Source organism: Bacillus sp. ME78 (assembly GCF_903970865.1).
In the GTDB taxonomy this organism is placed as follows: domain Bacteria; phylum Bacillota; class Bacilli; order Bacillales; family Bacillaceae_G; genus Bacillus_A; species Bacillus_A cereus.
In genome coordinates this window covers 126,044-139,082 of the sequence record NZ_CAJCKK010000004.1, presented here as the reverse complement: position 1 = coordinate 139,082, position 13,039 = coordinate 126,044, and the positions used below count along the sequence as shown (strand labels likewise).

Below are 13,039 nucleotides of genomic sequence, written 5' to 3'. Positions count from 1 at the left end.
AGGCTTTTCGTATGGCAACTTTAGCGGTTGATGCGGTATCTGTTGGCTATAATGAAGGTTTAATTATTGATGGATTAACAGTTGAAATTCCGGAAGGGAAAATTACAACAATTATTGGGCCAAATGGTTGTGGGAAGTCCACATTATTAAAAACGGCGTCTCGTATTTTGAAGGCAAAACAAGGTACTGTTTATCTTGACGGAAAAGCAATTGAGAAACAGCCAACGAAAGAAATTGCAAAGAAAATGGCGATTTTACCACAAACTGCAGAAGTACCAACGGGTCTTACTGTATTTGAGCTTGTGTCATACGGAAGATTCCCTCATCAAAAAGGGTTTGGCACGTTGAAAGAAGAGGATTATCGCTACATTAACTGGGCACTTGAAGTGACAGGAATGAAAGAATTTGCGAATCGTCCAGCAGAAGCGCTATCTGGTGGTCAACGTCAACGTGTTTGGATTGCAATGGCTCTTGCACAAGGAACAGAATTACTTGTATTGGATGAACCAACAACGTACTTAGATATGGCTCATCAATTAGAAGTATTAAACTTATTGAAAAAGTTAAATGAAGAAGAAGGTAGAACGATTGTTATGGTTATCCATGACTTAAACCACGCTTCTCGTTTCTCAGATCATATGATTGCATTAAAAGCAGGTAAGTTAATGAAACAAGGAACACCAGATGAAGTTATGACAAGTGAAACACTTCGTAACGTATTTGAGATTGAAGCTCAAATCGTTCCATGTCCAGTAAACTGTAAGCCAATTTGCTTAACATATGATTTAGCGATGATTAGTAATCAATTGCGTAAAAAAGCTTAAGTAGAACCCCCTCGTGAAGAGGGGGGACTTCTAATGGACGTTGAGCTTCTTATATAAGAATGGGAAGTTGAACGCCCGTTAGAATGGGGTATTAACAACAATTAATAAAAATATATTGATTAATTGTTATCTTCGTTTCTTATAGTTCATTGCAACTTATAAGATAAATACAGCTAGAAGGAGTGGGAACATGAAGAATTTTAAAATGGCACTATTAGCAATGGTATTAGTTGTGACTTCTGTACTATTTGCTGCTTGTTCTAACAAAGAAGAAGAAAAGAAAGCAGATGCAAAGACTGAAGAGCGCACTGTAAAACATGCAAAAGGGGAAATTAAAATTCCTGCAAACCCAAAGAAAATTGCTGACCTTAGTGGTTCAACAGAAGAATTATTAATTTTCGGTATGAAACCGGTTATTACTGCTAATACATCTCAAGAAAAAATTGATGCACATATTGAAAAGAAACTAAAAGACGTTAAACCAGTTGGTTCTGCTTGGGGCGATAAAATTAACATCGAAGCAGTAGCTGCTGCAAAACCAGATTTAATTCTTGTAAATAATCGTCAAGAAAAGATTTATGATCAATTATCTAAAATTGCACCAACAGTTATGTTAAACACTCCATTAGATCAATGGCGTCCAAAATTCGAAGAAGTAGGTCAAATCTTCGGTAAAGAAAAAGAAACAAAAGAATGGTTCAAAAAGTATGATGAAAAAGCAAGCAAATTACATGACAAAATCGTCGCTAAAACTGGTGAAGCAACATTCATGAAAATGGCTGCGTATCCAAATGCTTTCCGCGTATACGGTGACTACGGTTACGGTAGCGTAATCTTTAATGATTTAAAACTACCAGCAGTTAAAGGTACACCAACTGATAAACCACTAGTACAAGTACAAAAAGAAGCTTTAATCGATTACAACCCAGATTACTTATTCGTATTTACAACTGGTGACGGTTCTCAGCGCTTAAAAGAATTCCAAGAAGAATCAATTTGGAAAAACATGAACGCTGTTAAAAACAACCACGTATTCACAATTAAAAATGAAGACTTAAACAAAGGTTACTTCCCATTAGGGAAAGATATGATCTTAGACGAAGTTGCTGAATTCGTTTTAGGTAAATAATGTATAAAGGAAATCACTTTTACTTCGGTAAAGGTGATTTTTTCTTTTTATAAAGGTAATTAATACAGTCTTTCATTTCTTTCTGTTTCTCATTTCGTTTATAATATAAAGTAAGAATGTAGTAAAGAAAGGGGGATGTCGGAAAGTGGTATATTTAAACGACAAACTCAGCGAAACAAAAGTGTTTAAAGACCCAGTACATAAATATGTGCACGTGCGTGATCGTGTTATTTGGGATTTAATCGGAACGAAAGAATTTCAACGCTTGCGCCGTATTAAGCAGCTTGGAACGACATTTTTTACATTTCACGGTGCAGAGCATAGTCGCTTTACTCATTCGTTAGGTGTATACGAAATTATTCGTCGTATGATTGATGATGTGTTTGATGGCAGACCAAATTGGAATGCTGAAGATAGATTGTTATGTTTATGTGCGGCATTACTTCATGATGTCGGTCACGGCCCATTTTCTCACTCGTTTGAAAAAGTATTTTCATTAGATCATGAGAAATTTACGCAAAAGATTATTGTTGGCAATACGGAGATTAATGATGTATTAAGTCGTGTTGATAAGGAGTTTCCACAAAAGGTAGCAGATGTAATTGCAAAAACGTCTACTAATAAATTAGCAATTAGTATGATTTCGAGCCAAATTGATGCGGATCGTATGGATTATTTATTAAGAGATGCTTATTTTACAGGCGTAAAGTATGGAAACTTCGATATGGAACGTATACTGCGTGTAATGCGCCCGTATGGGGATCAAGTAGTCATTAAAAATAGTGGTATGCATGCTGTTGAGCATTACATTATGAGTCGTTATCAAATGTATTGGCAAGTATATTTCCATCCGGTAACGCGAAGTGCAGAAGTTATTTTAACGAAGATTTTACACCGTGCTAAATCATTGCACGAGAAGTATTATACATTTAAAAATCATCCTGTTCATTTCTATTCTTTATTTGAAGAAGAAGTAACAGTAGAGGATTATTTAAAGTTAGACGAGAACGTTATGTATTACTACTTCCAAGTATGGCAGGAAGAAGAAGATCCAATTTTAAGCGATCTATGCCGCCGTTTTATGAATCGAAATCTATTTAAATATGTAGAGTTTACAGATAAACACGGTTTAGATAATTGGATGGAATTAAGTAGTTTATTTAAAAAGATTGGACTTGATCCGGAGTATTATTTAGTAGTTGATTCAACATCAGACTTACCGTATGACTTTTATCGTGCAGGAGAAGAAGAAGAGCGTTTGCCAATCCTACTTCTTATGCCAAACGGAGAGCTTAGAGAGCTTTCACGTGAATCGGATATTGTTGAGGCGATTACAGGTAAGAAAAGAACGGACCAAAAGCTATTCTATCCACATGATTTAATCTATGAAGATGGAAGAAAAGGAAAATATAAAGAGAGAATTATTGAGTTGTTAGAAGGAAAGAAATAAGAAGCAGCTAGTGGCTGCTTCTTATGAAAAACTTGAAATTATTTGTCGCTTAAGCGTTTTCCGCCAACTGCATAATGATTCTTAGACATTTCTTCGATGAAAACAACGATGTTTTCTTCAGGAGCACCAGTTGTTTCGCTTACTGCTGCTGTTACTTTCTCAGCAAGAGCTTTCTTTTGTTCTTCTGTGCGTCCTTCTAGCATTTTCACTGTTACGTATGGCATGTACAATCGCTCCTTTTATGTAAGTTACACTCTTATTATAGCGGATTATGGGGAAGAACAATCGAAAAAACAAATAATTTCTTTTTTTGACATATGGAAGAGGAGATGAAGTATGGATCAGTTATTTAGATATCCATTGCACGAAATTCCGTTGGTAGCAATGGCGATTATTATTGCATTATCCGTTCATGAATTTGCACATGCATATGTTGCATATAAATTTGGGGACGATACAGCAAAGAGACAAGGGCGTTTAACGCTATCACCGATGGCTCATTTAGACCCTATCGGTTTGATTGCAGTATTAATTCTTGGATTCGGTTGGGCAAGACCGGTTCCTGTTAACCCATATAACTTTAAAAGACCGCGTCTTGCAGGCATATTAGTTTCAATTGCAGGGCCGATTAGTAACTTAATTTTAAGTGCAATTGGTTTAATTATTTTGTATAGCTTAGCAGTATTTGGAGTGTTAGATGCAGTTCCAGTTGCAGTAGCTGAAACATTAGGAAAGTTTTTTGAGCTCTTTATTATGTTAAATATTGTTTTACTTGTATTTAATTTATTACCGATCCCGCCACTTGATGGGTATCGTGTAGTGGAAGATTTAGCACCAGCAAATATTCGCGCGAAAATGACACAGTATGAAAAATATGGAGCGATTGCGTTATTAATTCTCGTTATTACACCGCTTAGTAATTACACAATTCAACCTATTTTCCAGGTAGTTATTCCGCATGTATTAATGTTTTTACAAAGTATCATTGCGCCTATTTTTGGCCTTTTATAATTTTTAAGTGAGGAGGATTTTACATATGACAGAGAAAAAGAAAAAAATCGGTTTTAATATCGTGAAAAATGATTCAACAGATGGACATGGTGGATTTGGTGTTGGGGCATTAAGCCTAGAAAACATTTCACCTGTATTTGTTGATGTACTAGAGAAAACTGCATTCGTTGATATCGGTGCGATGCATGCGCGTAGTACAGTAGAAAAAGGTATTAAGTTTTTAACAAATAAAGATGAAGTTCCAAACGGAAAACCATTTTGGCTTGTTTGGGTAACGATTGAAAGAACTGCAACTGGTGCTTATTACGCAGGTGTAACAGCTTGTGAAATGACAGTAGACCGTGAAATTCGTCGCGGATATAAATCACTTCCAGAACACGTAAACAAAATGGATAAATCAATGAAGCGTCACATTATGGTTGACCATATGGATGAATCATCTAAAAAAGTACTTGGTACGTTCTTGAAAGAACATAATGAAGCGATTTGGAACGAATCTAGTGAAGAATTGCGCCTTGCATTATTAAGTGAATAAAAAATAGCTGACGGATGCCCGTCAGCTATTTTTTTTACCAAGGAAGATATTTTTTCCACCAACTTGTTTTTTTCTTTTCTTCAGTCGTTTTTTCAAATTCTTCTTTATCATCGACGTGATCCATACAATATTCAGTCGGTTCGGTACCTTTAGCGAAATACATTTTCACAGAAATAGGACAATTTTTTGTAGCAATTTTACCGTTCTCTGGGTTGATATTAACCGCTACGACGTCACCTGGTTGTTTAAATTCTTTTTTGGGCTGTCCATCTAAGCCTTTCTCCATCGTATCAGTCCATATTTTCTTCGCATATCCTTGTTCTGCTACGTTTGAAATAGATTTAGGTTGATCATATCCGACCCATACACCTGTTACGATTTGCGGAGTAAATCCGATCATCCAACTATCCGTTTCAGTAGAACCAGATTTTCCGGCATATGTTCTTGATAATTTTGATAACATCGATTGGCCAGTTACAGCAGCATAACTGCTTAGTTTCTTATTAAACATACCGGTCATCATTTCTTCCATTACAAACGCTTTGCTCTTGTCGAGAACTTGTTTACTCTCTAAATGAGCATCGTATAATATATTTCCTTCATGATCCATAATGCGGCGAATGAAAGTAGGTTTTACTTCTTTTCCACCGTTTGCGAACATGCTATAAGCGTTAACCATTTCAATTGGTTTTACGGGTGATGTGCCGAGAGCTAGAGAAGGCACATCTTTTAATGCACTTGTAATTCCAAATTGTTTTGCTGTTTTTGCGAGTGCGTCATCTCCTAAAAATAAATTCGTTTTTACAGCATATATGTTATCAGAGACTGCGAGAGCTTGTGCCATCGTTACAAAATCATCTGCATAATAATCTTTATAGTTTTTTGGTTTATACTTTGAAACGCCGTCACCTAAAGTAAATACAGTATATTCGCTTTTTAAGCGCGTAGCAGGCGTGAATCCTCGTTCTAATGCTGCATAATATAGAAATGGCTTAAATGTAGAACCAGGCTGACGAACGGCTTGTGTAGCCCTGTTAAATTGACTCGTAGTATAATCAGTTCCGCCAACAAGAGCAGCCACTTCACCTGTCGTTGGATTCATAGAGACGAGAGCAGTTTGTATGTTTGTTGTGTCAGGTATATGATCTTTTACAGCTTGCTCTGCTACAGCTTGTAGTTTAGGGTCTAGCGTTGTATAAATTCGCAAGCCACCCCGTTGTAAAGCTTGTTCGTCTAATCCAACATCACGAAGAAGCGAAGCTTGTACAGCATCTTGGAAATATGGTGCGACCTCTGCTACTTTTTTCGTATCTAATGAGGCAAAAGTTAGTGGCTCTTTCTTCGCTAAGGCTGCTTGTTGCTTCGTAATATATCCTTGTTCGACCATTTCATCTAATATGAGAGCTTGTCGTCCTTTAGCACGATCCTCTTTCAAAAAGGGAGAATAGACACTTGGCCCTTTCGGGATACCTGCGAGCATACTAGCTTCTGCTAATGTTAAATCTTTTGCTGTTTTATCGAAATATAGATGGGACGCAGCTTCGATTCCATAAGCGCCATGTCCGTAATAAATTGTATTTAAATATCCTTCTAAAATATGATTTTTATTATAGTTTACTTCAAGGCGGACAGTGTACATTGCCTCTAATAATTTCCGTTTCCACGTTTTATCATGATCTAAATACAGATTACGCGCGTATTGTTGTGTAATTGTACTAGCTCCTTGTACCTTTGCCATCGCTTTTAAATCAGCAACAATTGCACCTGCAATCCGTTTCACATCGAAGCCGTGATGTTTATAAAATCTTTGATCTTCAATAGAAAGGGTCGCTTCTTTTACATAAGGTGAAATTTCATTAAGAGAGACATTGTAACGTTTTTGAATTTCATTACTTTGTCCAATAACAGTATCATCGTTTGCGTAAAAGACGCTTGTTTGTGGGACCGCAACAGGAGGAGGTCCCATAATTTTTGCAACTATAATAATAACAAAAAAAGAAAAAACGAAGAAAAGGACGCAAGAAAACATTGCGGTGAAGAAAAGACGTTTATATTTTTTAAGTTTTGGATTCATAGTTTGATCCATCTTTTTTCAGCCCCTCATTAATACAAGCGTTATTGTATTAGTATTGAGGGTTTTCATTTATTTTAAACAATGAAATTTCGAAAATAAAAAGCTCCTTCCATTAAGAAAGGAGCTCAAAGGCACGTGCTGGCCAATCGGTAATGATGACATCTACACCATAATCAATCATAGTTTGTAAATCTTTGTATTCGTTAATTGTATATGGACGGAAAACATATCCTTGCTCTTGTGCTAATTGCACAAATTCTTTCGTTAATAGCTGGAAGTTTGGATGTAATCCACTTGCTTTTCTCTGTTTTGCTTCGGCAATTGGATCAGCAATCGGTGTATCATATAAAATTGCTCTTGGGATTTCAGGAGCAATTTCTGCTAATAATGAAACAGAGTCATGGTTAAATGATGAAAATACAATTTGATTAGAAAGATGATATTCGCGCACAAGTGCAACAGCTTTTTCCTCAATATTTGGGTAATGAATAACATCTGTCTTTAATTCAATATTTAGTTGTAAGTTCGTTGTGGAAAGCCAAATGAAAATCTCACGCAACGTTGGGATTTTTGCTTCATGGAAAGAAGGGTCTTTATAGCTACCAGCGTCCAATGATTGTAGTTCCTCTACCGTTTTTTCCGAAACAAGTCCAACGCCATTTGTTGTACGATCGACGGTTTCATCGTGAATTACGACAAGTTCACCATCTTTTGATAAGTGGACATCGAGTTCAATTCCGTGAGCGCCAATGCGTTCTGCTTCTTGGAAGGCAATCATCGTATTTTCGGGATGTGTACCTTTTACTCCGCGGTGAGCGAAAATAAGTGGTTTACTCATGTGAAATTCTCCTTATTATCTCTTTTCTTTCATTATGAAACTGCTTTAGGGAAAATACAATTGAATATGATAAACATTTACAAAAGTCTAACAGTTGCAGAAAAGTTAACGTTAACGTAAAATGTAATAATCAAGTGAAGGGAGGAATAAACATGTATAAAATTGATGAAGTAACAAAGCAAGTCGGTTTAACAAAACGTACACTTCGTTATTATGAGGAAATTGGTTTAATTCATCCCCCAGAACGTAGTGAGGGGAATATTCGTCTGTATACGGATGAGGATATTGCCAGAATTAAAAGAATTGTAGAAGCGAAAGAAGTGCTAGGAATCACACTTCAAGAAATGCAGCATTTCTTATCACTAAAAGAAAGAATGGAGCAAAGAAGAAATAGCGAGAACCCTCGTGATCGTGAAGTGATTCAAGAAATTAAAGATATGCTTGAAAAACAAGTGCAAACGTTAGACGAAAAAATGGAGCAAATGCAACGTGTAAAGGCAGAACTTGAAGATAGTTTACATCGTGCAGTAACATTTTTAGAGAGCACAAAAGGAGAGTAATCAAAATGGAGAGCAAACAAAAACTAGGGAGATTGATTACAGTGGTGGCTACCTTCCTTGCCTTTTCGGGTATAGGAGTAGTCGACCCAATTTTGCCGATTATTGCAGAGAAAATTGGTGCAACGCATTGGCAAGTTGAAATGTTATTTACTGCTTATATTTTAACGATGGCAATCATGATGTTACCAGCTGGTATATTTGCATCAAGATTTGGTGATAAACGGATGATGACAATCGGTCTTGCGATTGTGACTGTATTTGCGTTTATATGTGGTATATCGCAAACGATTGCTCAATTATCTCTTTTCCGTGCTGGATGGGGATTAGGAAATGCGATGTTTTTTGCTACAGCAATGACGCTGTTAATAGCATTAAGTAAAGAAGTTCATGAAGCAGTAGGATTATACGAAGCAGCGATCGGCTTAGGTATGGCTGGGGGGCCGTTATTGGGTGGAATATTAGGTGGACATTCTTGGCGTTATCCATTTTTCGCGACGAGTATTTTAATTTTCTTAGCATTTATTTTAGTATTCTTTTTTGTAAAAGAACCGGAGCGAAAAGTGAAGCGTAAGGCTGCTGGCGTAGGAGAATTACTTAACCTGGTGAAGTATAAACCGTTTATGCAAGGTGCGATTTCAGGAATGTTATACTACTACGGATTTTTCGTTGTGTTAGCATATTCACCACTTATTATGCATTTATCAGCTATTCAATTAGGCTTTGTATTTTGCGGATGGGGATTAGCGTTAGCTTACGGTTCTGCAATTTTAGCACATAAGCTAGAAGGGAAATATGAACCAAAAACATTATTGAAGGGTAGTTTACTTGTATTTGCGATTTTCTTAATTGCACTATTCTTTGTGAAAATTATGTGGTTACAAATTACTCTTATCGTTTTATCAGGATTAGCATCTGGCTTAAACAATGCATTATATACAAGTTATGTAATGGATATTTCACCTTATGAAAGATCTGTTACGTCAGGTGTTTATAACTTTGTTCGTTGGTTAGGGGGCGCAATTGCTCCGATTTTATCAGGAATTATCGGTCATACTGTTTCACCACAAAGTCCGTTTTTAGTAGGTGGAATTGTGGTGTTAGTTGGTTGTATTATGATCCTAATTCCAATTCGTAAACCAGTAGAAATAGAGACAAAAGCCCTTTCTTAAGAAAGGGTTTTCTTTATACATATATGTTAGAACCCTCTGACTAAAATATATTTTCGGTATTTTTGTACTTTTAACTATACATTTTGGATGTTTTGTTTTATTTTTGTTAGGGGACATTAATGATGTCCCTATTATAAATTTGCATTGAAAGGCGTGATTGTACGATGGAACTATGGTTCACTGAAAAACAAACAAAACATTTTGGGATTACGGCGCGTATTAACCGCACATTACATACGGAGCAAACAGAATTCCAAAAACTTGATATGGTTGAAACGGAAGAGTTCGGAAACATGCTTATTTTAGATGGCATGGTTATGACAACAGAAAAAGATGAGTTCGTTTATCATGAAATGGTAGCGCACGTACCTTTATTTACACATCCAAACCCTGAAAACGTATTAGTTGTTGGTGGCGGTGATGGTGGTGTTATTCGTGAAGTGTTAAAACACCCAAGTGTAAAGAAAGCAACTCTTGTTGAAATCGATGGAAAAGTAATTGAGTACTCTAAACAATACTTACCATCAATTGCAGGCGCATTAGATAATGAGCGTGTAGAAGTAAAAGTAGGAGACGGTTTCCTACATATCGCAGAAAGCGAAAATGAATACGATGTAATTATGGTAGATTCTACTGAGCCAGTAGGACCAGCAGTAAACCTATTTACAAAAGGCTTCTACGCTGGAATTTCAAAAGCGTTAAAAGAAGATGGTATTTTCGTTGCACAAACGGACAACCCTTGGTTCACACCAGAGTTAATTACGACTGTGTTTAAAGATGTAAAAGAAATTTTCCCAATTACTCGTTTATACACAGCTAATATTCCAACATACCCAAGTGGTCTTTGGACGTTCACAATTGGATCTAAAAAACATGATCCATTAGAAGTAAGTGAAGAGCGTTTCCACGAAATCGAAACGAAATACTACACAAAAGAATTACACAACGCAGCATTCGCATTACCGAAATTTGTTGGCGATTTAATTAAGTAAGAAAATCGAGCTTGAACAAATAAAGTGTGAGTAGCTCATTTAAGGTGTTTGTCCAGAAGACTTGAACATGCTAGCTACTTACACTTCTGTAGAGAAAATCGTCTTCTTGTTGTTAAAAAGAAGACCCGGTAAATCGAGAAAGAGGAGCAATTCGCTCCAAATTTGAGAAATAGTGAAAGGTTGGGATACCTTAAGTTCCACATAAGGAGGAAAAGAATATGCGTTTTGATGAAGCTTATTCAGGTAAAGTATTTATTAAAAGTCATCCAAGTTTTGAAGAGTCAAAGGTAGTTATTTATGGGATGCCTATGGATTGGACAGTAAGTTACCGTCCGGGATCTCGTTTTGGCCCTGCACGTATTCGTGAAGTATCAATCGGTCTTGAAGAATATAGTCCGTATTTAGATCGTGAATTAGAAGAGGTAAAATATTTTGATGCGGGTGATATCCCATTACCATTCGGAAACGCACAACGCAGCTTAGACATGATTGAAGAGTATGTATCAAAACTTTTAGATGCCGATAAGTTTCCACTAGGTCTCGGCGGTGAGCACCTAGTGTCTTGGCCAATTTTTAAGGCAATGGCAAAAAAATATCCGGATTTAGCAATCATCCATATGGATGCTCATACTGATTTACGTGAATCGTATGAAGGGGAGCCTTTATCCCACTCTACACCAATTCGTAAAGTGTGTGATTTAATTGGTCCGGAAAACGTATATTCTTTCGGAATTCGTTCTGGAATGAAGGAAGAATTTGAATGGGCGAAAGAAGTAGGTATGAACTTATATAAATTTGACGTATTAGAACCGTTAAAAGAAGTATTACCGAAACTTGCTGGACGCCCAGTCTATGTCACAATCGACATTGATGTATTAGACCCAGCTCACGCTCCAGGAACAGGAACGTTAGAAGCTGGCGGTATCACATCTAAAGAATTATTAGATTCCATCGTAGCAATTGCAAATTCAAATATAAATGTAGTTGGAGCAGACTTAGTAGAAGTAGCCCCAGTCTACGACCATAGTGATCAAACACCAGTCGCAGCAAGCAAATTCGTGCGGGAAATGCTGCTCGGTTGGGTAAAATAAAAGCGGAAGCGGCTCGCTTAGAATGTGAGGGGGATGGAGCTTCAGACGTAGAGGCGCTTTTTGCCTCGAAGGAAGAAGCGAAGCCACCGATCATTCTAGCCGCTGCAGCTAGATAAAGTAAGAGCCCTCTATATGATTAGAGGGCTCTTATTTTGTCGTTATGTGTCGGTAAGTCGATATATTAAAAAAATCGCCGATATAATTTCATTTACCGTTACGCAACACAAAAAAAGCTATTCTCAAACGATGGGAATAGCTCTTTTTCTTATGCAACCTTCTCTTCCGAAGTAACTCCACGAATTTCATCAGCAGAGCGGATCGGATATTTACGGAACACAATAGACCCGATGTATCCGACAATAGTGGTAACGATTCCACATAGTACAACAGCAATCGTTACTTTTATAACGTCATTAAATCCGAATAGGACAAGAAGACCTGGAATTGGTGATGCTGTTCCTGGTGCATTATTAACAAGCTGGAATAGCGATGTAATAATACCGGCAAGTGCACCGCCAACGAAGTTTGTTGCATAAATTGGAATTGGATTTGCTGAAACAACATCTGCTTGTGTTAAAGGCTCGATTGCTACAGCGATTGTGTCTTTCTTTGAGCAAATTTTTAGTCGCTTAAAGAAAATAAAGTTCATCGGGGCTGAGGCTGCTACGGCAAGACTACCAATTGCCATTGGTAAACCTGTTAATCCAAGCATTGCAGTTAGTGCCATAGAACTCAGTGGAGAGGTAGAAATAACTGTTATTAATCCACCAAGCATAATACCCATAATGATAGGACTTTCTGTAGTTGCAACTGATATCATAGAACCGATTTTACCAAGTGTTGCGTTAACGAGCGGATCCATAAGCATTGCCATTCCACGTGAGATTGGTGCAGCGATAAATAGGATTGCTAAAAATTCCACACCAGCCGGTAATTTCTTTTCGAGAAATTTCACGACGAAGGCACAAACGTATCCGGCGAAAAATCCTGGTAAAATACCGAATCCACTAGTAGCGATACCAATTAAAACAGCGTATACGGGGGAAACACCGATTGCTAATGCGACTAAAATCGCTGCTGCGACACCGCTCATACTACCAGAAGCTTCTCCTACTGATTGTAAAAAGTCATTATGAAACATTTCTCCACCTATATAACGGTGAAATGCTTCAATAAGAAAACTTGCGATTGCTGCATTAGCTAAAGCGCCCATCGCCTTCATTCCGTAAGGCGCACGGTAACTGAAAAGTGTAAATAGACAAAGTACAACAAGTAATAGTGCTAAACCTTGCAAGATAGCCATTTGAAAACTGTCTCCTTTGATTTTTGTAATAAAAATTCGTATCATTCAATAATAATATAAAAG

At 37.1% G+C, this 13,039-nt stretch carries 13 protein-coding genes; 9 read left to right on the top strand and 4 right to left on the bottom strand.

What is annotated here, in order from left to right:
* The first annotated feature begins 11 nt into the window (after positions 1–11).
* From H6481_RS07740 to H6481_RS07730, 3 genes are all read left to right on the top strand, one after another.
* Complete coding sequence (locus H6481_RS07740; RefSeq protein WP_000212068.1) at positions 12–824, top strand: ABC transporter ATP-binding protein; 813 nt, start codon at positions 12–14, stop codon at positions 822–824.
* A gap of 190 nt (positions 825–1,014) precedes the next feature.
* Complete coding sequence (locus H6481_RS07735; RefSeq protein WP_000787724.1) at positions 1,015–1,953, top strand: ABC transporter substrate-binding protein; 939 nt, start codon at positions 1,015–1,017, stop codon at positions 1,951–1,953.
* A 145-nt stretch (positions 1,954–2,098) separates the two neighbouring features.
* A complete protein-coding gene (locus H6481_RS07730) occupies positions 2,099–3,403 on the top strand; it encodes an HD domain-containing protein (RefSeq protein WP_000262741.1) in 1,305 nt (434 codons plus the stop codon).
* Between the two features lie 38 nt (positions 3,404–3,441).
* Here the strand turns inward: H6481_RS07730 and H6481_RS07725 are convergent, their stop codons facing one another.
* Positions 3,442–3,627: a 2-hydroxymuconate tautomerase gene (locus tag H6481_RS07725; protein ID WP_001147171.1), complete on the bottom strand. Its 186-nt coding sequence runs from the start codon at positions 3,625–3,627 to the stop codon at positions 3,442–3,444.
* A 112-nt stretch (positions 3,628–3,739) separates the two neighbouring features.
* On the opposite strand from H6481_RS07725, the gene H6481_RS07720 reads away from it, so the two are divergent.
* A complete protein-coding gene (locus H6481_RS07720; protein ID WP_000372443.1) occupies positions 3,740–4,414 on the top strand; it encodes a site-2 protease family protein in 675 nt (224 codons plus the stop codon).
* A 25-nt stretch (positions 4,415–4,439) separates the two neighbouring features.
* Positions 4,440–4,949: a YwhD family protein gene (locus H6481_RS07715; RefSeq protein ID WP_000136682.1), complete on the top strand. Its 510-nt coding sequence runs from the start codon at positions 4,440–4,442 to the stop codon at positions 4,947–4,949.
* Positions 4,950–4,983: 34 nt separating this feature from the next.
* On the opposite strand, the gene H6481_RS07710 is transcribed toward H6481_RS07715, so the two are convergent.
* The gene (locus tag H6481_RS07710) at positions 4,984–7,035 is read right to left on the bottom strand and encodes a PBP1A family penicillin-binding protein (RefSeq protein ID WP_182811357.1); all 2,052 of its coding nucleotides are present in this window, start codon (positions 7,033–7,035) and stop codon (positions 4,984–4,986) included.
* A 100-nt stretch (positions 7,036–7,135) separates the two neighbouring features.
* Entirely contained in the window at positions 7,136–7,861 is a 726-nt protein-coding gene (locus H6481_RS07705; protein WP_000042783.1) for a glycerophosphodiester phosphodiesterase, read from the bottom strand.
* Positions 7,862–8,013: 152 nt separating this feature from the next.
* Between H6481_RS07705 and H6481_RS07700 the strand changes: the two genes are divergently transcribed.
* The 4 genes from H6481_RS07700 to speB all read left to right on the top strand — a co-directional run bounded on the left by H6481_RS07700 (position 8,014) and on the right by speB (position 11,673).
* A complete protein-coding gene (locus tag H6481_RS07700; RefSeq protein ID WP_000276560.1) occupies positions 8,014–8,421 on the top strand; it encodes a MerR family transcriptional regulator in 408 nt (135 codons plus the stop codon).
* A gap of 5 nt (positions 8,422–8,426) precedes the next feature.
* Entirely contained in the window at positions 8,427–9,590 is a 1,164-nt protein-coding gene (locus H6481_RS07695; RefSeq protein ID WP_000444233.1) for an MFS transporter, read from the top strand.
* A gap of 164 nt (positions 9,591–9,754) precedes the next feature.
* A complete protein-coding gene (gene speE, locus H6481_RS07690) occupies positions 9,755–10,582 on the top strand; it encodes a polyamine aminopropyltransferase (RefSeq protein WP_000424696.1) in 828 nt (275 codons plus the stop codon).
* Positions 10,583–10,800: 218 nt separating this feature from the next.
* Positions 10,801–11,673 (top strand): agmatinase, encoded by an 873-nt coding sequence (gene speB, locus H6481_RS07685; RefSeq protein ID WP_001209831.1) that lies wholly within the window; start codon positions 10,801–10,803, stop codon positions 11,671–11,673.
* Positions 11,674–11,938: 265 nt separating this feature from the next.
* Here the strand turns inward: speB and H6481_RS07680 are convergent, their stop codons facing one another.
* Complete coding sequence (locus H6481_RS07680) at positions 11,939–12,976, bottom strand: PTS sugar transporter subunit IIC (RefSeq protein WP_182811354.1); 1,038 nt, start codon at positions 12,974–12,976, stop codon at positions 11,939–11,941.
* Positions 12,977–13,039 lie beyond the last annotated feature (63 nt).